A 20,872-nucleotide genomic window follows, 5' to 3' on the forward strand; every position below is an offset into this window, starting at 1 on the left:
TGGCGGTTCGGGCGGTGAGCGAAAAATGGCGGACCGCCGGCGTTGGCGTACGGGGCGCCGGGGGTGCGCGGCAGTGCGGGCGCAGCCTAATGCAAGGTGCGATGCCGGCGGCCGATATCGTCGAACAGCGCGCGGCTCGGTTCGAGTGCGAGCAGCCAGGATTCGTCGTAGCCACTCAGATTGTCGAGCGCCTCGCGCAGCCGCTCGATCGCCACGGCGGGAATCTCGACGCTGGCTTCCACGCCGCTCGACAGACCCGCAATGCTGGCGAGCTGCACCAGCGCGTCGGCCGCTTCGGCCACGTCCGCCGCAAAAACCAGATGTGTGTTCAGCAACTCGACCAACCCGGGCGACGCCGCAACATCGTCGACGTTGAGTTGCACGGCCAGAAAGGTGGCTTTGTTCATCCCCGACTCCTCACAGGATCTGAGCGTTTTGCGTACGGCGCGTTGCGGCAGCATGCCTGAGTATAGGTGACCTCAAAGGATTCAATAAATCACACGAATGGCGCTGCGCGGCTCCGGGACAGCCGTGAGACCGGCCGTCAGACTCGCCGTTGGACCTATAATGGGGCCAGTCGAAACGGGCGGCCTGGCTGGTCAGGCTGCCCCGATAGGCCTCAGGGGTAGGGAGAAGAGGAAGGCCGCGCCGTTCAACCGTCGATTCACTATGAAGATCATTCGCAGCAAGAATTTCACCGCGACGCGGCCATGGGGCGCGCTCGATATCGCCAACATGGGCGGCATCACGACGCGCCTGCATTGGACCGATCAGCCGTACAAATGGCACGTCAACAACGGCGAGGAAGTGTTCGCCGTGCTCGATGGCCGCGTCGAGATGCGTTACCGCGAAGCGGGTCTCGAACAGTCGACCATTCTGGAAACGGGCGATGTGTTCTACGCGTCGGCCGGCACCGAACATGTCGCGCACCCAATCGGCGTGGCGCGCATTCTGGTGGTCGAGGCGCAAGGCAGCGTCTGAAGTTCGCCGCGGCGCCGGTGCGCTCGCGCGTGCACACGGCGGGCATAATGCGTGCTGCCGCTTCGGTTGAACACCACACTGCGCCGCGTTTTTCCGCGTCGCGCCGCGGGCGCTGGCAGATCAATTGAATCAACCTGTCGAGGATCATCACATGACAAGACAATGGCAAATCGCGGGGTCCCGGTTGCTGATCGTGGCCGCGTTTGGCGTCGTGCTCGGCGGCTGTACGACGATGCCGTGGGAGAGCACGCCGTTCTACAGCAGTACGCCGAGCCGGCCGACCATCCTCGCCACGGTTCCTGTGCCGGCCGGCTATTACCGCGTCAATCCGGGTGACACGCTCTCCGGCATCGCATCGGCGTTCGGCCGTCGGCCGCAGGATCTTGCTACGTGGAACGGTCTGGCGCCGAATACCACGACGGTCAGTCCGGGACAGGTGTTGCGCGTTGCGCCGCCGATGGCGTCCGGCAGTGTGGTGACGCCGCCGGTCAATGTGGCCGGCGCCAACGGCCCTGCCGCCGCCGTCCCGCAGCATGGCGTGCTGCTGTGGCCGTTGCGCGGGCCGGTGCTGAAAGGCTTCGCGCCGGGCAAGTCGAACGGCATCGTGATCGGCGGCCGCGCCGGCGATCCGGTCAAGGCCGCCGCCACCGGCCGGGTGGTGTACGCGGGCTCCGGTATCGAAGCGTACGGGCCGCTGATCATTATCAAGCACGACGATTCATTGATTACCGCTTACGGGCAAAACAGCACGCTGCTCGTCAAGGAAGGCGACGCCGTCGCGCAAGGCCAGACCATCGGCGAAGTCGGCGTGGATAGCCGGGGTGTGGCGTCGATCCAGTTCGAAGTCAGGCAGAACGGCCAACCGGTCGATCCGCTTGCCTGGCTGCCTAAGTCCGGCGGCTGAGTTTCGGCGCTGAGTTTCGGCGCTGAGTGTCACCTAACACCTAAGAGATCCGGCGGTGAGTCCGGCACATGAGCCGGGACCGGTGGGAGCGGCGGCTGCGGGTTTTTAGCGCGGGTTTTTAGTGCGATTCTCAGCGCAGCGGTAATTGAAATACACTCTGTGGTTCGACAGCTAGAGCTGGGTCTGCCGTACCAGGCTATGAAGCGGGCCATGAAGTTGAACCTGCGAAGCGGCACGCCGGCCGGCTGTCACGGGCCGTCAAATACAGGACTTCACAATGATCGATTTGCGCAGCGATACCGTAACCCGTCCGACGCCGGCCATGCTCGCGGCCATGTCGGCCGCCGAAGTGGGCGACGACGTCTGGGGCGACGACCCGACCGTGCTGCGTCTGCAAGCGAGCGTCGCCGAGCGTGCCGGCAAGGAGGCCGGCCTGTTCTTCCCGAGCGGCACGCAAAGCAACCTGGCCGCGCTGATGGCGCACTGCGCGCGCGGCGACGAATACATCGTCGGCCAGTTGGCGCATACCTATAAGTACGAAGGCGGCGGCGCCGCGGTGCTCGGCAGCATTCAGCCGCAGCCGCTCGACAATGCCGCCGACGGTTCGATCCCGCTCGACAAGATCGCCGCCGCGATCAAGCCGATCGACAACCACTTCGCGCGCACGCGGCTGTTCGCGCTGGAAAACACCATCGGCGGCAAAGTGCTGCCGGCCGGTTATGTCGCCGAGGCAGTGCAACTGGCGCGTCAGCACGGCCTGTCGGCTCATCTCGACGGCGCGCGCGTCTATAACGCGGCAGTGGCATCCGGGCAGCCGGTCGCGGCGCTGTGCGGGCCGTTCGACTCGGTATCCATCTGCTTTTCGAAGGGCCTGGGCGCGCCGGTCGGCTCGGTGCTGGTCGGCAGCCAGGCGCTGATCGACGTGGCACACCGCTGGCGCAAGGTGCTGGGCGGCGGCATGCGCCAGGCTGGCGTGCTGGCGGCGGCTTGCCTGTATGCGCTCGATCACAACGTCGAGCGCCTCGCCGACGATCACGCGAACGCCGCGCATCTGGCTGCCTGCCTCGCCGATGTCGAGCAGGTCAAGGTGCAGTCCGTGGCGACCAACATGGTGTTCGCGCAGTTTCCTCAGCCGCATTGCGCGCCGCTCGAAACGTGGCTCAAGGAGCGCGGCATCCTCACGCAGATGCTGTATGCGTCGCGCTTCGTCACGCATAAGGATGTGTCGCGTGCCGATATCGACACGTTCGTCGCGGCTGTGAAGGGGTATTTCGCCGCGCATTGATTCAGCGGCGTAGCCGGGTAGTCAAAGCGGCGAAAACAAGCGGCGAAAACAAGCGGCGAAAACAAGCGGCGAAACAAAGCGGCGAAACAAAGCGGCGAAACAAAGCGGCGAAACAAAGCGGGCGCACTGTTACGGCAGCGCGCCCGCTTCGCGTTTACGGCGTCGTTTACGTTTACTCCGCCGCTGCCTTGGCGTGCACGCCGGCTCGATGCGACGGCGCCAGAAGCCGCAGCCCGCTAGCAAGGCTCGCCGCGCCGGCGAAGAAAGCGCCCGCGCCCAGCGCGAGCGTCGGCCCATGCCGGCCGGCGATGCCGAAGCTCAGCGCGACCAGCGCGGCGCCGGTGGTCTGCCCCAGCAGCCGCGCGGTCGCGACAATACCGCTGGCGCCGCCGCTGCGCTCGGGCGGCGCGCTGGCCATCAGCGCCTTCAGATTCGGCGACTGAAAGAAGCCGAAGCCCGCACCGCACACCGCCATCCGGATACCGATGTCGAGCACATGCGGATGCACCGGCAACAACGCGAGCGATGTCATTCCCGCCGATAACACCGCGAGCCCGATCGCGCCGAGCAAGCCCGGCGGATAGCGGTCGGACAGACTGCCGGCCAGCGGCGCGGCCAATGCCACCACCACTGGCCACGGCGTCATCAGAAAGCCGGTCTCGACCTGGCTGCGATGCAGCACATCCTCGAAGTAGAACGGCAGCGACACGAATGCCAGCCCTTGTGCGGCGAACGAGCACACCGCGGTCACCGCCGACAACGCGAACACCGGCCGCTTGAACAGATCGACGGGCAGCATCGGCGCCGGGTGTCCCGCCTCGCGCCGGATCAGCAGTAGCCCAAATACGACGGCAACCGCCGCCGCGCTCAGTACCCGTTGCGCCGGAGCCCGTTGAGCCGCCTCGCCGAGCGCGAAGATCAGCGCGGCAAAAGTGATCACGTTGAGCAGGGCGGCGAGCGGGTCGAAGTTGTGCGTGCCTCGCTCGGTGTGCGGCAACGCCGGCCATGCAAAGGCGAGCGCCAGCAGGCCGAGCGGCACGTTGATCGCGAATAGCCACGGCCATGCCGCCATCGACAGAATCAGCGACGCCACCGTCGGCCCGACCGCGAACGACACGCCGACGATCAGCGCGTTGGTGCCCAAGCCGTGTCCGAGCCGATGCGGCGGATACAGATAGCGGATCAGCGCGGTATTCACGCTCATGATCGCGCTCGCGCCGAGCCCTTGCAGCACGCGCGCGGCGGCCAGCAGCGGCAGGGTCGAAGCGAGCGAACAGGCTAGCGACGCCAGCGTGAACAGCGCAATCCCGCCGATATAAATCCGCCGATGTCCGACGATGTCGCCGAGCGCGGCGAGCGGCAGCAGCGTCGCGACCATCGCGAGCTGGTAGGCGTTGATGATCCATACCGACGCAGCGGGCGCCGCGTGCAGATCGGCGGCGATGGCGGGCAGGGCGGTGTTGGCGATCGCGGTGTCGAGCGTGGCGAGCGCCACGGCCAGCATGATCGCGGCCATCGCGCGGCGGTTGGCCGCTGACATCGGGCCGTCCGCCGGATTGGCGTGGGCGGAAGTGGCGCTGGACTTGTCGGACAAGGCGTGGCTCGTCGGGTTGAGCATGCCGAAGCGCCGGCCGCGCCAAAGATGGCGCGGTGCGCAAGCGGCAGGGTGGGGTGGAGCGGGGCGCGCGCGGCCCGAATCCATTGGTCAGGGCGGCTCGCGCAGCGAATGAAGTGATTGTTACAGAGTCGTGGAAATCGTGCTGGGAGCGCGGCGGCAGGGCGGCCATTTGGGTGCTGCCGCAATGCAACTAACGGTCAAGTCCCGCGCGTGCCTCCGAGCAGGCACGGCTCACGCACGATACGAGTTCGCGCGGAAAAACCGTTCAGCAGGCGAGGCGGCCCGATTCGACCACGTATCGCGGGCATCGAGTCGTTCATCCGCGCGTCACGTCGTAGAAAAATAATCGCGCTGTATCCTGTCGAAGCGCGCCTGCATCGTTCGCAATCGTTTGTCTCTTTTGCATGCCGATGCACGCCGATGCACGCGCGCAGGCCCGCCAGCACGCCGCTTGCACCGCGCGTGCGCAAAAACCCGCGAAGTACCCCGCATCGGCGGGCATGGCATGTGCCTGATTCCCGTTCGCGCCCGCCGGTGTCCGCGGGTCGTAAAATGTCCTACTCTGTTGGTTAGCTTGTTAATCCGCCTGACCGGCACGCGCCTCCCGTCCGTCATCTGTGCGGTTCGCGTTCGCCGCATCGCTTTTTCCCGGAGGCTTCGATGACAGCCGTCGATCTGGAGTTCGACCAGCTCAACAGTACCGTCGACGCGCTACGGCGCTCAATTTCCAATCGCATGATGTATGGCGTCGGCAAAGACGCCGTCACGGCCCGCCCGCACGACTGGCTGCACGCCGCCGCGCTTGCCGTGCGCGACCGGCTGGTCGCGCGCTGGATGAAAACCACGCGCCTGCAATACGAACAGGACGTGAAGCGCGTCTATTACCTGTCGATGGAATTCCTGATCGGGCGTACGTTCACGAACGCGTTGCTCGCGCTCGGCATTTACGATCAGATGAAGGAAGCGCTCGCGAGTCTCGGCGTGGACATGGAAGCGCTGACCGATCTCGAGCCGGATGCCGCGCTCGGCAACGGCGGCCTCGGGCGGCTAGCCGCCTGCTTCCTCGATTCGATGGCGACGCTCGGCATTCCGGGCTTCGGCTATGGCATCCGCTACGAATACGGCATGTTCCGTCAGGAGATCGTCAATGGCGAGCAGGTCGAAGCGCCGGACTACTGGCTGCGCGCGGGCAATCCGTGGGAGTTTCCGCGGCCCGAGATCAAGTACATGGTGCACTTCGGCGGCCGCACGGTGCAGCGCGGCGAACACGTCGAATGGATCGACTCCGAGCATGTGAATGCTATGGCCTACGACACCGTCATTCCCGGCTATGCGACCGCCGCGACCAACACGCTGCGCCTGTGGTCGGCGCGCGCGACCGAGGAACTCGACCTCGGCGCGTTCAACCGCGGCGACTACCGCAACGCGGTCGATACGAAGAACATGTCGGAGAACGTATCGCGCCTGCTGTATCCGGACGACTCGACGCCGGCCGGCCGCGAACTCCGGCTGCGCCAGGAATACTTCTTCGTCTCGGCGACGATGCAGGATCTGATCCGCCGCTATCAGCGCACGCACAGCACGTTCGGCCGCTTCGCCGAGAAAGTGGCGGTGCATCTGAACGATACGCATCCCGTGCTGGCGATTCCGGAACTGATGCGTTTGCTGGTGGACGTGCATCACGTGCCGTGGGACAAGGCGTGGAAACACATCACGCAGATGTTCTCGTACACCAATCACACGCTGATGCCCGAAGCGCTCGAAACGTGGGACGTCGAGACGCTCGCGCGTTTGCTGCCGCGCCATCTGGAGATCATCTTCGAGATCAACGCGGAGTTTCTCAAGCACGTCAGCGAGCAATCGTGGCATGACAGCGAGATGATCCGCCGCATTTCGCTGGTCGACGAATATGGCCAGCGGCGCGTGCGGATGGCGCATCTGGCGATCGTCGCGAGTCATACGGTGAACGGCGTGTCGAAGCTGCATTCGCAACTGATGACGCGCGATATCTTCGCCGACTTCGCGCGCCTCTATCCGGAGCGCTTCACCAACGTGACCAACGGCATCACGCCGCGGCGCTGGCTCGCGCAGGCGAGTCCGTCGCTGTCTTCGCTGATCGATCAGCAGATCGGCAAGCACTGGCGCAGCAATCTGTTCGAGCTGGAGCAGCTGCGCGATTTGCGCAACGACACGGCGTTCGTCGACGCCTTCCGTGAAGCGAAGCGGCAGAACAAGATGCGGCTCGTGCAGCGTCTCGCGCATCACACGAAACTGCACTTCGATCCCGATGCGCTGTTCGACCTGCAGGTCAAGCGCATCCACGAATACAAGCGGCAGTTGCTGAACGTGCTGCACGTGATCGTGCGCTACAACCAGATTCGCGAGAACCCCGAGCGCGACTGGGTGCCGCGTGTGGTGATGTTCGCCGGCAAGGCCGCGTCCGCGTATCGAATGGCGAAGACGATCATCAAACTGATCGGCGACGTCGGCCAGAAGGTCAACCACGATCCGCTGGTCGGCGACCGGCTGAAGGTGGTGTTCGTGCCGAACTATGGCGTGAGCGTGGCCGAGCTGATCATTCCGTCAGCCGATCTGTCGGAGCAGATTTCGATGGCCGGCACGGAAGCGTCAGGCACCGGCAACATGAAGCTCGCGCTCAACGGCGCGTTGACGATCGGCACGATGGACGGCGCGAACATCGAGATCTGCGACGCGGTGGGGCGCGAGAACATCTTCATCTTCGGCCATACCGCCGACGAAGTGGACGACCTGCGCGCCTCCGGTTACCGGCCGCGGCAAGTCTATGAGGAGAATCCGGAACTGCGCATGGCGCTCGACCAGATTCGCTCGGGCTTCTTCTCGCCGGACGATCCGCTGCGGTTCTCCGACATCTTCCACACGCTGGTCGATTGGGGCGATCACTACATGGTGCTCGCCGATTTCGCGGCGTTTGCGAAGGCGCAAGCGGAAGTGGACGCGCGTTTCGTCGACAAACGCGCGTGGGCCGAGAGCGCGATCGAAAACGTTGCGGGCATGGGGCAGTTTTCGTCGGACCGCACGATCGGCGAATATGCGCGCGATATCTGGCACGTGAATCCGCTCGAGATCGAGTGACGGGCGCGCTCGCTTGCTCGAAAGAAAAATGCCGTGCGGAGCTTGCACGGCCTTTTTTCCAGCGCCCGATGAATGTCACGGCGCAAATCTTTCGCTCTCGCTGACGGCATGCAGACCGAACTCGCCGCGCGCGAAATCGAACAGCACATCGATGTTCTGCATCCCCATCAGACCGATCACGATGCGATTGGCGTCCGGCTTCGCCTTGACGATCGTGACCTGCGCGGCCTCATAACGGTGCACCCATGATCCGGTGCCGATCGCCGCTTCGTAGTTGCCCTGATTGAGCACCTTGCCTTCTTCGCCGTCGCCGGTCCAGTTCGGCGCTGTGTCCGTTTCGATGCGGATCATGCCGGTGCTGCCGGTTGCGAACACCAGCGGCGCGCAGAACGTCATCTTGTCGGCGACCTTCACGCAGCCTCGCGGCCATTGCGCCGCGCCGTCTTTCGATATGGTCATCGGCACCATCGTGTAGTCCTTCGTGAGGGCGCTCGACGGGCTCAACACAATGTACGGTTTCGCGAAGTTTGAGTGCACCAGGTAGCGTTGACCGATGTTGCCGGACAGCGCGCGCAGCGGTTGCGTGTAGCCGCCGTCGCCCGGCTGCGCGGCGCCGGCGCCGAAAATGCCGGAAAAGGCCCAGCCGAATTCGCCGGTGTAGCCGTCCATCGCCACGCAGCGCTTCGCGATCGGCAGACAGCGCACGGTTTCGACCGCTTGCGCGTCGATCGGTGCCGGCTTCGTGCCGGCCACGCTGAACGGCACCTTCACCGCCGCGCCCCGAATCTCCGCGCCGTTCGCAAACGACAATGACGTCACGGCGCCGGTGTTCGCGTAGTTCGAACCCGGCAGCACCGACTTCAACACCCGCACGCCTTGCGTGCCCGTGTCGAGCGCGACGTACACCGGCTTGCCGTCGAGCTGAACCGGCAGGCCGAGGCGCGCATGATCGTTGTCGGCGCGCTCCACATGCAGCGGAATCAGCAGACCGTCTTTGCCGCCGTTGATCAGCGCGGTGGTCGGGGCTGGAGGGGTGGGTGTTGGGAAGCTGGTCGAGCAGCCGGTCAGCGTGATGACGGCGACGGTTGCGGCCAGCGCCGCCGCTGTGAGATGACGCAAACGAGGACGAAGACGAGGACGACAATGCCGGCGCGCGGCATCGGAAGACGACAGGAGCATAGGATCACGCTTTGCAAAAGAGCGAGTCCCTGGCGAAGGCGATGCATCGCGAGCTGCGAGGTGGACAGCACTGGCGGCAATCTCACTGGATTGCCGCGGCGTGGACGGCGAAACCGGGACGCTTGCGGGGGCCTGCGGGAGGGAACACGCGATAACAGGACCGCCGACTCTACAGGGCCACCTGCGAGCAATTGCAAAGATGTGTAAAGGTTCGCGGGTTTGCAGCACGGCAGCAGATGCGCCCGTGCAAACATTGATCTACGTCAACAATCGCATGGACGCCGGATCACCGTGGTCTGCGCACGACCCAGCGTGGCGCGGTCGAGGGCGCTCGTCAGCAGGCGGATTACGTCGTCGAGCGTGCGCGAGGTGACTTCGACGTGGAAGGTCACACGCTCGCGATGTTTGTCGATGGTGACGACATAGAGGCGCAGATCGTCGCCGAGCGCGGCATGCAGCGCGCGCCGTCCGCTTGCGGATGAAGTGCCCGGCACGGTCACGTCGATGATGACGAGCGGCACGATGAGGTGCGTGGGACGGGCAACGCGCGGCGCGCGCGGCATGGAGATGTCAGACGAGGCAGTGGACGTTAGCATCGTGGTTGCGCCGATCCGGCGAGGCGGCGCGTTTTGTTGATACCTGTCCACTCTAGCGATGCGTGCCTCAATGGCGCGCAAAAGCCGCGATGCCGCGAATCAATTTTGCGTTAACGCATGGCGCTTGAACGCGGGGGGCTGAGCGCTTTGCGGAGGGCTCAGGCTTTTGAGGTGGCTGCGGCCGCCTTCGCTTCATGCACGGCCGCACCGACCCGCTCGACGAATTCGCGATCGACGCTCGAGAGCGCTTCCCGCTCGCCGTTGGCGGTTTTCACCATCAGGCGATGGGTAATGTCCTGGGTCGCCCATGTGAGCCAGCCGACCACCACCAGCATGACGCCGCACACCATGCCCGCCGGTGAGTGCAAGATCCCGCCGGCAATGGCGCCGGCCAACCCGATCAGCGAAATCGTGAAAGGTAAGACCTTATTCTTCTGCACGGTAACAACATGCACATCCAGAATCTCGCGCAGCGGGAACACCTGGCCGGCGGCTGAAAGCGCGTTACGTGTGACCGACACGCCACGATCATTGAAAGGGGTTTCCATCGAGTCGAATGCAAGCGGTAGCAAAGGGCGCAGCGTACCAGACTTCAAATGACTAAAGTTATGGGATTTTTGGGCACCCGTGACGCCCACTGTTTCAGGTATCTGTAGTCCGTTGACTAAAATCTGGAATTGCGGGATTTTATGCCTAAATTATGCCGCTTGTTTCATCACCTTTTTTACACCGGAATACTTGGGGTAGCAATCAACCGAAATCATGCCCCGCGTTCGATTCTGCGCCGGTTCCCATTGCATGCGATACAGTGTCGCGATTTTCGGGCGCTGGGGCGACGGCGCTGCGTCGGCGGCGCGTAGGGTCTCGTTCATTGCGGGAAGGCTTTTTCGATCGAATCCAGCATGGTCCGCAGGATGTCGAGCTTGAACTGCAGGATCGCGAGGGCCCGTTCGTGCTGGTCGTGTCGTGTGAAATGATCGAGCGTGACAGCGAGGCCGTGCAGGACGTCGCGCTGCGCGAGCGGGATCCGCGCGCGGAAATAGGCGAGGCCAGCCGCGTCCTTCAGAGGAATGTTGATCTGATAGCAGAAGCGGTTCGCTACCCAGCCGCGAATCTGTTCGCGCGAGCAGCCGCCGCTATTCATCTTCACGTTGAACGGATGATGGATATGGTAGGCCGTGCCCTTGGCGCGCAACTGCGCTTCGAATTCGTCGCGGCTCCCGGCGCGCGTGGCGCTCCTCGTGTGCGGGTGGGTCGAACATCGTTTCGAGCGCACGGGTCACGTGCTCCTGCAGTGCGGAGTCGCTCGCCAGATGGCCCGCGCGCACGCGTTCGATCCGCGCGGCCGGCACGGCGCGCGCGAGGCGCTGCATATTGGCCGGCGGACAGACCGGATCGCGTGTGCCGTGCACCGCGGCGAGCGGCACACCGGCCGCCGCTGCGCGGCGCGCCAGCGACAGCAGACGGGTTTCGCCGAGCCAGCAGCGATGCTTCAGGTAGTGGGCCTGGATCCGGTATTTACCGATCAGTTTGCGCGCATCGCGCTGCGAGTGCAGGACTGCCGGGTGCGCGCGGCGCGTACGGACGGATGCGAGCACCGCGTCTTCATAGCCGCGCCAGGCGACGGCGACCGCGCGCTGACGCTCCTCACTCGAGCCGGTTTGCAGCAATTGAGCGCAGCGCGCAAACAACGCAGCGGGCCGGCCGGAGTGCGCCGCGGCGCTTAACCGCGCCCATGCGCGCGGCGCCCGGCGGCGGGAGGTGATGAACAGTCCGCGCATTTCGCGCGCGGACGTCAGGAACAGCCCTCGCATCACAACACCCGTCACGGATTGCGGGTGCAGTCCCGCATAAGCGAGCGCCAGCGCAGCGCCCCACGAGCCGCCGAGCACGCCCCGTTGCCCGATACCCAGATGCCGGCGGATCGCCTCGATATCATCGATCAACTGCGCGGTGCAGTTGTGACGCACGCTGCCGAACGGCGTCGACGCGCCGCTGCCGCGTTGATTGATCAGCACCACCTTGAAGCGCGCCAGGTCGAAGAGTCGCAGTACGCCCGGTTGGCTGCCGCTGCCCGGGCCGCCGTGCAGCACAACCACCGGCACGCCATTGAACGCACCCGCCACGGCGAACGCCACGCGATGGCCGTCACGCGTACGCAGCGCATCGGCTTTGAGCGGCGGCAAGGTCTGCTGCGGGGCGCGTCTCGTCATGGCAACATCCGCGCGAACAGGTTGTCGCGATCGATTCGCTGATGCTTGAGCGCGCCCGCGATGTGCAGCACGATCAGCGCAATCGGCACATAGCCCATTGCCTTGTGAAGGCAGCAGAAGAGCGCGCGCAATCCCGCGTCATCCAAACCCCGTTTCTGCAGCAGGACGCGCCAGAAACGTGTCTCATAGCGGTTGAATGAAGAGCCGGGGTAACCGCACAGCGGCATCACAACCATGCCCCCATACAAAATCCCTTGCGTAGTGCACGCGGCGTAAAGCGTAATCCGCCTCAATGCACATGCGCGCGACGCGGAGCTATAAGAGATGAAGGAGGCCGGTCGCCCGGCGCTGCCGCGATGGCGGTTCGGTCGTTGAGCGACGAAACCGGCAGTGTTCGCAGCGCCGGGCAGGCAGGCAATCCGGATTGGCGAAAAGTATTCACAAAGCCGCCATTCGCGGCTCAAGCGGGCTTAACGCGTGGCGATATACATCGTGATTTCAAAACCGAAACGCATATCGGTGTAGCTAGGCGTTGTCCATTGCATGTTCGTACCTCCATTTTTTGGCCTGGACACAATGATGACATTGCCGCAGTCCGGGTCGCGGCGTCGGCCCCGTTTCGCGACCAGCCTATGCAAGCTGCATGCCCGAAACGGATTAAAGCACCCGTTGGCGCTTCGGCAGGCATGACTGCAACCCGATGCCGACACGGCCGATGATGCGCCTAATCGGGCAGCCGGTAAAGAATTGTGCACGCCGCGATCAGACCAATAAAGACCCCGTTTGCGGCTATACCGTCTGGAAAAGAGGGATCGCTTGGCCTACGCTTAAAGAGGCCGGCTTTATGGTGAAAAAGCGTAAAGCGGTGTCCATCCCCTCAGCCGACCCGCCCTAACCAGGCAATCGACGATTTGAATCCAAACGCGTTCAGATCAAAGCGCATCCGATAGGGTTGTGCCATCCCGTATTCGACGCCGCCCGTGAAGCGGACGATGTCGCATTCGCATGACGAATACCCTAGGCAATTAAAAACCAGGAGACACTCATGCATCCATCCCGCAGTACCTTAACGATTTGCGCCTGCCAGTTTGCGCTGATGCTCGGTGTGTCCGCCGCATTCGGTGCGGACGAGGTGCAAAACGCCGCAACGAGCACGTCGGCGCCGATGCCGGACGTGCTCCGGCCGGTCACGCAGCAGCAACTCGACGCGGCTGGCGGCAGCACTGCCGACTGGCTTCATTCGAACGGGTCTTACTCACAGACGCGCTACTACCCCGGTGCGCAGATCAACAAGACCAACGTGGCAAGACTGAAGCCGGTTTTTATCTTCCAGACTGCCGTCAACGAGTCGATGGAAACGGCACCGATCGTTTCGCACGGCATCATGTTCATTACGACGTCGTTCAACCACGTGTACGCGGTGGACGCGGCAACCGGCAAGGAGTACTGGCATTACAAGCACAAGATGGGACCGATTACGACGTTCTGCTGTGGGCCTAACAACCGCGGCGTGGCGATCTCGGGCGACCGGCTCTTCATGGCAACTCTGGATGCCAAACTGGTCGCGCTGGATGCGAAGACCGGCAAAGTCCTGTGGGCGACCCAGATTGCCGACCCGGAACTCGGCTACTCGGAGACGATGGCACCCGCCGTCGTCGAAGACAAGGTGCTGATTGGCACCAATGGCGGCGAGTATGGCATTCGCGGGTTTGTTAAAGCATACGACGCGGCGTCTGGAAACTTGTTGTGGACCTTCTACACGATTCCGGACACTGGACAGGAAGGTGTCTGGGCGACCAAAGACGCGACCGGCCGCGACATGAAGCGCGATATCAATAGCGAAAAGCAGCAGCTTGCGGCCAAGGGCGGTGACTTCTACAAGACGCTCGGCGGCGGTGTGTGGATGGCGCCTGCGATCGACCGGGAGTCGCGCACGGTGATTTTCGCGGTCGGCAACCCGTCCCCGGACCTGTATGGAGCGATCCGCCCCGGAGACAATCTCTATACGGATTCGCTCGTCGCGGTCGAGCTGGATACCGGCAAATACAAATGGCACTACCAGTACATCGCCCATGACGTCTGGGATCTCGACGCAGCGAGTCCGCCGATCCTTGTCAATGTCCGCGACACCGATGGCAAGATGGTTCCGGGTGTGCTTGAGGGCGGAAAGACCGGACACGTGTACGTCCACGATCGGCGCACCGGCAAGTTGATCCGTTTCTCACAACCGATGATTCCGCAAGAGAACATGTGGACGCTGCCCACCGCCGCTGGCGCGCGGATGTTGCCGGGTGCCAATGGCGGGGTCGAATGGTCCCCGATGGCGTTCGACCCGAAGACGCGCCTCGCGTATGCGGCGAACCTGCACCAGCCGATGACCTATCAGGTTGAAGACGCCGCGTATCCAGGCGGCAGCAAGCTGTGGCTCGGCGGCGCGTTCAAGACGATCCCGTCCGAGGCGCAGTGGGGCAAGCTGGTTGCGGTCAATGTCGACACAGGCAAGGTTGCGTGGTCCTACAAGACTGAGCAGCCGCTGATTGGCGGCGTGCTCGCGACCGCCGGCGACCTCGTCTTCAACGGCGAGGGCAACGGCCTGTTCCGGGCTTTCGACGCGTCCACCGGCAAGATGCTGTGGGAATTTCAGTGCGGTGCCGGCGTGAACGCGCCAGCGGTGTCGTACATGGTCCACGGCAAGCAGTACGTTGCCGTTGCCGCCGGCGGCAATACGCAGATCGACTTCAAGCGCGGCAATGCGGTCGTTGTATTCGCGTTGCCATGAGCGAGCCCGTGGCGAGCGCCGGCAAAGATGTGCGCGCGTTTCTGGGCACGCGTTGGATCTGGACGGTCCTGCTGTTGTGTTGCGTGAGCGCCGGGGGGCTTCCCACCGGCGCGCATGCAGACGCCGCGGCAGGCCAGTCCAAGGCGCAGGTATGCGTGGCCTGCCATGGCCCGATGGGCAATTCCACCAACCCGGACTATCCAATTCTGGCCGGACAGACCGCTCGCTACCTCTACCTGGAACTGCAAGACTTCAAGGCGGGACGCCGCAGCGATCCACGCATGTCGCCGATTGTCACCGGTCTGTCTCGTGACGATATGCTGGATCTGGCTGACTACTTTGCCGCGCAGCGCGCCGAACCGGTGCCGTACAGGGCCGATCCCATGAAAGTCGAAGCAGGGCGCCGCAAGGCGGCGGAGGTGTTGTGCACGATGTGCCATCTGGGCGGGTTCTCCGGGCAGAACGAGATTCCGCGTGTCGCGGGACAGTACGATCAATACATCGTCAAGCAACTGCAGGACTTCAGGGCGCGTCGGCGAACGAACGATGCGGGCAACATGACGAGTGTCAGCAAAGGGCTGTCCGACGAGGACGTCGAAAACCTTGCCGCTTACGTCGCCAATCTGCAGTAGCGCAGCGGCGATGTTGCGGTGCCGCACGCAATGGACGTGAGCCGCTAAAGCGGGAGCGGGAGCCATGAGACCAACAACAGGATGGATAGCGTGTGTTGCGCTGCTGGTGGGCGCATACGGCGCTGGCTTACCGGCGGACGCGATGGCCGCCGATGCGACGCTGAACCAGCAATTGCTGGTCGCTGCCAGGAGCGGCGACGAAGTGGCAGTCCGGGCCGCACTGGAAGCCGGCGCGGTAGTGGATTCGCGCAACCGGATCGGCGACACTGCGTTGATCACCGCGTGCAAGAAAGGCTTAGCCGGGATGGCGCAGACCTTGATCGGGCATGGCGCGAACGTCCGCCAGGCCGACGTGTCGGGCGTGACGCCGCTGATGGCCGCGGCTTATGGCGGATACGACGAACTCGTCGCGTTGCTGCTCGCGCACAGCGCCGATCCAACAGCTACCGATCGGGTCGGCAAAACCGCGATGGAGTATGCGGCGGGGCAGGGACACACGGCCGTGGTGCAGCGCTTGCTGGATGCCGGCATCGACGTCAACCGCATCTACAAGAACAACCTGACCGCGCTGATGTGGGCCGCAGGCTACGATCATCCTGACACGATCAAGCTGCTGCTTGCGCGCGGCGCCGATCCGACGCTGCGGGACAACCGCGGGATGACCGCCCAGGACATCGCCGCGCAGACCGGCTCAGGTCACGCGGCCGTGCTGTTGTCCGCGCACTAGCGAACCGGTTCGTCATCCTCATCGAGTGCAAGCGACCGACGAGAAATTCGGCGTGCCAAGTGAGGGTTTATCCGCTGGCACCTCTGGCGGAATATTCAAAAATCACTATATATACTGGTAGTTCATGGGCAACACCACGTCCGAGGACCGCCACCATGGTCAATTTGACAAGGCGCCAGTTCCTGACGCTCACCGCCACATCGCTGACCGGATCGAGTTTGGCCCTGATGGGCTTCTCACCGGCACCCGCGTTGGCTGAAGTCCGTCAATACAAACTGTCGCGTACCACTGAAACCCGCAACACCTGCCCGTATTGTTCAGTCGGTTGCGGCATCCTGATGTACGGGCTGGGCGACGGCGCGAAAAACGCCACGGCCAGCATTATTCATATCGAAGGCGACCCGGATCACCCGGTCAATCGCGGCACGTTGTGCCCGAAGGGCGCAAGTCTCATCGACTTCATTCACAGCCCGAGCCGCCTGACGCATCCGGAGTATCGCGCGGCCGGTTCCGACCAGTGGCAGCGCATCTCGTGGGATGACGCGCTCGACCGTGTCGCGAAGCTGATGAAAGAAGACCGCGACGCCAACTTCGTCGAAACTGCCGAAGACGGTAAGAAGGTCAACCGCTGGCTGACGACCGGTATGCTGGCCGCGTCGGCGAGCAGCAACGAGGTCGGTTACCTGACGCACAAGGTGGCCCGCAGCATGGGGCTACTGGGTTTCGACAACCAGGCGCGTGTCTGACACGGCCCGACGGTGGCAGGTCTTGCCCCGACGTTTGGCCGTGGAGCGATGACGAACCATTGGGTCGACATCAAGAACGCGGACGTGATTCTGGTGATGGGCGGCAATGCGGCCGAGGCGCACCCGTGCGGTTTCAAGTGGGTCACGGAAGCGAAGGCGCATCGCAAGGCAAGGCTGATCGTGGTCGATCCGCGCTTTACGCGTACCGCGTCGGTTGCCGACTATTACGTACCGATTCGCACCGGGACGGACATCGTCTTCCTGGGCGGGATCATCAACCATCTTCTAACGAACGACAAGATCCAGCACGAGTACGTGAAGAACTACACGGACTTATCGTTCATCGTGCGAGAGGACTTCGCATTCAACGACGGGCTCTATTCGGGCTACGATGCCGCCAGGCACAGCTACCCCGACAAATCGACGTGGGACTATGAGCGTGGCGACGATGGCTTCGTGAAGGTGGACGCGACACTGCAACATCCACGTTGCGTGTACAACCTGATGAAGCAGCACTACGCGCGCTATACGCCGGAGATGGTCGAAAAGACCTGCGGTACACCTAAGGATCAATTCCTGAAGGTGTGCGAGATGCTCGCGACCACGGCCGTGCCGGGCCGCGCCGGAACGATCCTGTATGCACTTGGCTGGACCCAGCATTCGGTCGGATCGCAGATGATCCGTACGGGTGCGATGGTGCAACTCCTGCTTGGCAACATCGGCATCGCGGGCGGCGGGATGAACGCGCTGCGCGGACACTCGAACATCCAGGGGCTGACGGACCTCGGACTGTTGTCGAACCTGCTGCCGGGGTACATGACGCTGCCGTCGCAAGCTGAACAGGACTACGAGGCGTATATAACGAAGCGCGCGACGCAGCCATTGCGGCCGAACCAGTTGAGCTACTGGAAGAACTATCGAAGCTTCTTCGTTAGTCTGATGAAAGCATGGTGGGGCGACACGGCGACGGCTGGGAACAACTGGTGCTTCGACTACCTGCCGAAACTCGACAAGCCATACGATATGTTGCAGGTGTATGAGCTGATGAACCAGGGCAAGATGACCGGCTACATCGCGCAGGGCTTCAATCCACTTGCTTCCGCGCCGAACAAGGCGAAGATGACCGCCGCTTTTTCGAAGCTGAAGTGGCTCGTGATCATGGACCCGCTCGCTACCGAGACATCGGAGTTCTGGAAGAACTATGGCGAGTTCAACGACGTCGATGCGTCGAAGATCCAGACCGAAGTGTTCCGTCTGCCGACCAGTTGCTTTGCCGAAGAACGCGGCTCGCTCGTCAGCTCGGGGCGCGTGCTGCAGTGGCATTGGCAGGGCGCCATGCCGCCCGGCGAAGCGAGGAGCGATCTGGAAATCATGTCGGGGCTGTTCCTGCGCGTCCGCAAGATGTACCAGGGGCAGGGCGGCAAGTTTCCGGACCCGATCGTCAATCTGAACTGGCCGTATGCGAATCCCGCAAGCCCCACGCCTGAAGAACTGGCGATGGAATATAGCGGCAAGGCGTTGGCCGACGTGGCCGACCCGAAGGACCCGGCCAAGGTGCTCGTGAAAAGAGGCGATCAGCTAGCGGGCTTTGCACAACTCAAGGATGACGGCAGCACATCGAGCGGCTGCTGGATCTTCTGCGGTGCGTGGACGCAGGCGGGCAACCAGATGGCGCGGCGCGACAACGCCGACCCGACGGGCATCGGGCAGACGCTCGGCTGGGCATGGGCGTGGCCGGCAAACCGACGCATTCTGTACAACCGGGCGTCATGCGACGTAAGCGGCAAGCCGTTCGATCCGACTCGCAAGCTGATCGCGTGGAACGGCCATACCTGGGGCGGAGCTGACATACCGGACTACAAGGTGGACGAACCGCCGGAAGCCGGCATGGGTCCGTTCATCATGAACCCGGAAGGGGTCGCGCGTTTCTTTGCGCGCGATGGGATGGCCGAAGGCCCGTTCCCTGAACATTACGAGCCGTTCGAGACCCCGCTCGGCTACAACCCGCTCCATCCGCAAAACGCGCAAGTAACGAGCAATCCAGCGGCCCGCGTGTTTCCGGGCGACCGTGCGGCGTTCGGCAAGGCGGCGGAATTCCCGCATGTCGCGACGAGCTACCGGCTCACCGAACACTTCCATTACTGGACGAAGCACGCGCGACTCAACGCGATCACTCAGCCGGAGCAGTTCGTCGAGATCGGAGAGGATCTCGCGAAGGAAGTCGGAGTGACGGCCGGAGACCGGGTGAAGGTGTCGTCGAATCGCGGGCACATGGTTGCGGTGGCGGTGGTCACCAAACGCATCAAACCTCTGATGATTGACGGCAAGAAGGTGCAGACCGTCGGTATTCCATTGCATTGGGGCTTCAAGGGCCTCGCGAAACCGGGCTATCTGATCAATACGCTTACGCCAGTGGTCGGCGACGGCAATACGCAGACGCCGGAATTCAAGTCCTTCCTCGTGAAAGTCGAGAAAGCCTGACCACGTGAGAGGAGAACGCGATGGCACTGCAATCGCTCGATATCAAGCGCGTGTCGGCCACTACGGTGCAGCCGCCGTCAGCGCGCGAGCCGGCTACGGGCAGCGTCGCGAAGCTGATCGACGTCACCAAGTGCATCGGCTGCAAGGCGTGTCAGACCGCGTGCATGGAGTGGAATGACCTGCGCGACGAAATCGGCACGAACGTCGGCGTCTACGATAACCCGCCCGACCTGACCGAGCACTCGTGGACGGTGATGCGATTCGCCGAATACGAGAACCCGGATGGCAACCTCGAATGGCTGATCCGCAAGGACGGGTGTATGCATTGCGAAGATCCCGGCTGCCTGAAGGCGTGTCCTTCACCCGGCGCGATCGTCCAGTACACGAACGGCATCGTCGATTTTCATGAGGAAAACTGCATCGGCTGTGGCTATTGCATCACCGGCTGTCCATTTAACATTCCGCGCATCTCGAAGCGGGATCATCGTGTGTATAAATGCACGCTGTGCTCGGATCGCGTCGCGGTGGGCCAGGAGCCAGCGTGCGTGAAGACGTGCCCAACCGGAGCGATCGTGTTCGGCACCAAGGACGACATGAAGCAGCACGCGGCGGAACGCATCGAGGACCTGAAGGAGCGCGGCTTCGAGCATGCGGGCTTGTACGATCCACCAGGCGTCGGCGGCACGCATGTGATGTACGTGCTGCACCATGCGGACAAACCATCGCTGTACCACGGGCTGCCGGACAATCCGAGGATCAGCCCATTAGTCGGTTTGTGGAAGGGCGTGGCGAAGCCGCTTGCATTGGGTGCGATGGCGCTGGCGGCGCTTGCAGGGTTTTTCCACTATACGCGCGTCGGCCCGAACGAAGTCACGCAGGAAGAGGAGGCCGCTGCCCGCGACGAGACACGCCGCCCGAAGGAGGGTTCCGATGAAAGTTGACCAAAATGCGGCAGACGCGAACCGGATTGTGCGCTATACCGCTAACGAGCGCACCAACCACTGGATTACCGCGATCAGTTTCGTGCTGCTCGCGTTGTCCGGGCTCGCGCTGTTTCATCCGTCGATGTTCTGGCTCACCGCGCTTTTTGGCGGCGGACAGTGGACGCGCATCATGCATCCGTTCGTCGGCCTGGTGATGTTCGTGTCGTTCCTGATTCTTGCGCTGCGCTTCTGGCGTCACAACCTGCTCGACAAGAGCGACCTCCAGTGGCTCAGGCAGATCGACGATGTGCTTGCGAATCGCGAAGACAAGCTGCCCGAGGTCGGCCGCTACAACGCCGGACAGAAGCTGCTCTTCTTTCTGATGGCCGCATGCTTGATCTTGCTGCTGCTAAGCGGCATTGTGATCTGGCGACGCTATTTCTCGGACTACTATCCGGTCTCGGTGATACGGCTGGCGGCGTTGATTCATGCGGCAACGGCGTTCGTGCTGATCGTGGGGATCATCGTGCACATCTATGCGGCGCTGTGGATCAAAGGCTCGATCGGCGCGATGACGCGCGGCACCGTGACGCTCGGCTGGGCGAGGAAGCATCATCCACGCTGGTTCCGTGAGAGCATCAAATAGGGCGTAGCTGATCACGTCGGGCGGGAAGCGATAGCCCGCATATGAAAT

18 protein-coding genes and 1 pseudogene are annotated in these 20,872 nt (G+C 63.3%); 10 read left to right on the forward strand and 9 right to left on the reverse strand.

Annotation, left to right across the window (positions count from 1 at the left end):
* Window positions 1–86 precede the first annotated feature (86 nt).
* The gene (locus tag AC3WLT_RS00065) at window positions 87–407 is read right to left on the reverse strand and encodes a hypothetical protein (protein WP_492589606.1); all 321 of its coding nucleotides are present in this window, start codon (window positions 405–407) and stop codon (window positions 87–89) included.
* 262 nt (window positions 408–669) lie between these two features.
* Between AC3WLT_RS00065 and AC3WLT_RS00070 the strand changes: the two genes are divergently transcribed.
* From AC3WLT_RS00070 to ltaE, 3 genes are all read left to right on the forward strand, one after another.
* On the forward strand, window positions 670–981 hold the full coding sequence (locus AC3WLT_RS00070) for a cupin domain-containing protein (RefSeq protein ID WP_492589608.1): 312 nt from the start codon (window positions 670–672) through the stop codon (window positions 979–981).
* Window positions 982–1,132: 151 nt separating this feature from the next.
* A complete protein-coding gene (locus tag AC3WLT_RS00075; RefSeq protein WP_492589610.1) occupies window positions 1,133–1,885 on the forward strand; it encodes a peptidoglycan DD-metalloendopeptidase family protein in 753 nt (250 codons plus the stop codon).
* A 277-nt stretch (window positions 1,886–2,162) separates the two neighbouring features.
* Window positions 2,163–3,170, forward strand: coding sequence for a low-specificity L-threonine aldolase (gene ltaE / locus AC3WLT_RS00080; RefSeq protein ID WP_492589612.1), 1,008 nt, complete (start codon window positions 2,163–2,165; stop codon window positions 3,168–3,170).
* Window positions 3,171–3,342: 172 nt separating this feature from the next.
* Here the strand turns inward: ltaE and AC3WLT_RS00085 are convergent, their stop codons facing one another.
* Window positions 3,343–4,710, reverse strand: a complete 1,368-nt coding sequence (locus AC3WLT_RS00085) for an MFS transporter (RefSeq protein ID WP_492590102.1) — start codon at window positions 4,708–4,710, stop codon at window positions 3,343–3,345.
* Between the two features lie 738 nt (window positions 4,711–5,448).
* Between AC3WLT_RS00085 and AC3WLT_RS00090 the strand changes: the two genes are divergently transcribed.
* On the forward strand, window positions 5,449–7,902 hold the full coding sequence (locus tag AC3WLT_RS00090) for a glycogen/starch/alpha-glucan phosphorylase (protein ID WP_492589614.1): 2,454 nt from the start codon (window positions 5,449–5,451) through the stop codon (window positions 7,900–7,902).
* Window positions 7,903–7,977: 75 nt separating this feature from the next.
* On the opposite strand, the gene AC3WLT_RS00095 is transcribed toward AC3WLT_RS00090, so the two are convergent.
* From AC3WLT_RS00095 to pqqA, 7 genes and pseudogenes are all read right to left on the reverse strand, one after another.
* Entirely contained in the window at window positions 7,978–9,081 is a 1,104-nt protein-coding gene (locus tag AC3WLT_RS00095; protein ID WP_492589616.1) for a hypothetical protein, read from the reverse strand.
* Window positions 9,082–9,344: 263 nt separating this feature from the next.
* Window positions 9,345–9,677 carry a hypothetical protein gene (locus AC3WLT_RS00100; RefSeq protein WP_492589618.1) on the reverse strand — a complete coding sequence of 111 codons (333 nt, stop codon included), beginning with the start codon at window positions 9,675–9,677 and terminating at the stop codon, window positions 9,345–9,347.
* Window positions 9,678–9,835: 158 nt separating this feature from the next.
* Window positions 9,836–10,225 carry a DUF6232 family protein gene (locus AC3WLT_RS00105; protein ID WP_492590104.1) on the reverse strand — a complete coding sequence of 130 codons (390 nt, stop codon included), beginning with the start codon at window positions 10,223–10,225 and terminating at the stop codon, window positions 9,836–9,838.
* Window positions 10,226–10,545: 320 nt separating this feature from the next.
* Window positions 10,546–10,872: a thiaminase II/PqqC family protein gene (locus AC3WLT_RS00110; RefSeq protein ID WP_492589620.1), complete on the reverse strand. Its 327-nt coding sequence runs from the start codon at window positions 10,870–10,872 to the stop codon at window positions 10,546–10,548.
* A complete protein-coding gene (locus AC3WLT_RS00115; protein ID WP_492589621.1) occupies window positions 10,814–11,890 on the reverse strand; it encodes an alpha/beta fold hydrolase in 1,077 nt (358 codons plus the stop codon). The genes AC3WLT_RS00110 and AC3WLT_RS00115 overlap by 59 nt, the downstream gene beginning before the upstream one ends.
* Window positions 11,887–12,162, reverse strand: a pseudogene (locus AC3WLT_RS00120) (cytochrome b); the annotation flags it as partial. The pseudogene AC3WLT_RS00120 and the gene AC3WLT_RS00115, both read right to left, overlap by 4 nt.
* A gap of 198 nt (window positions 12,163–12,360) precedes the next feature.
* Window positions 12,361–12,435, reverse strand: coding sequence for a pyrroloquinoline quinone precursor peptide PqqA (pqqA, locus tag AC3WLT_RS00125; protein WP_013342881.1), 75 nt, complete (start codon window positions 12,433–12,435; stop codon window positions 12,361–12,363).
* Window positions 12,436–12,986: 551 nt separating this feature from the next.
* Between pqqA and AC3WLT_RS00130 the strand changes: the two genes are divergently transcribed.
* The 6 genes from AC3WLT_RS00130 to AC3WLT_RS00155 all read left to right on the forward strand — a co-directional run bounded on the left by AC3WLT_RS00130 (window position 12,987) and on the right by AC3WLT_RS00155 (window position 20,824).
* Complete coding sequence (locus tag AC3WLT_RS00130) at window positions 12,987–14,669, forward strand: pyrroloquinoline quinone-dependent dehydrogenase (protein ID WP_492590106.1); 1,683 nt, start codon at window positions 12,987–12,989, stop codon at window positions 14,667–14,669.
* Window positions 14,666–15,301 (forward strand): c-type cytochrome, encoded by a 636-nt coding sequence (locus AC3WLT_RS00135; RefSeq protein ID WP_492589623.1) that lies wholly within the window; start codon window positions 14,666–14,668, stop codon window positions 15,299–15,301. The genes AC3WLT_RS00130 and AC3WLT_RS00135 overlap by 4 nt, the downstream gene beginning before the upstream one ends.
* 64 nt (window positions 15,302–15,365) lie before the next feature.
* Window positions 15,366–16,028 (forward strand): ankyrin repeat domain-containing protein, encoded by a 663-nt coding sequence (locus AC3WLT_RS00140; RefSeq protein WP_492589625.1) that lies wholly within the window; start codon window positions 15,366–15,368, stop codon window positions 16,026–16,028.
* Between the two features lie 155 nt (window positions 16,029–16,183).
* On the forward strand, window positions 16,184–19,255 hold the full coding sequence (gene fdnG / locus AC3WLT_RS00145; RefSeq protein WP_492589626.1) for a formate dehydrogenase-N subunit alpha: 3,072 nt from the start codon (window positions 16,184–16,186) through the stop codon (window positions 19,253–19,255).
* A 20-nt stretch (window positions 19,256–19,275) separates the two neighbouring features.
* Entirely contained in the window at window positions 19,276–20,196 is a 921-nt protein-coding gene (gene fdxH / locus AC3WLT_RS00150) for a formate dehydrogenase subunit beta (protein WP_492589627.1), read from the forward strand.
* Complete coding sequence (locus AC3WLT_RS00155) at window positions 20,186–20,824, forward strand: formate dehydrogenase subunit gamma (RefSeq protein ID WP_492589629.1); 639 nt, start codon at window positions 20,186–20,188, stop codon at window positions 20,822–20,824. The genes fdxH and AC3WLT_RS00155 overlap by 11 nt, the downstream gene beginning before the upstream one ends.
* The last annotated feature ends 48 nt before the right edge of the window (window positions 20,825–20,872 follow it).

Source organism: Paraburkholderia sp. FW306-2-2C-D06C, from assembly GCF_058781505.1.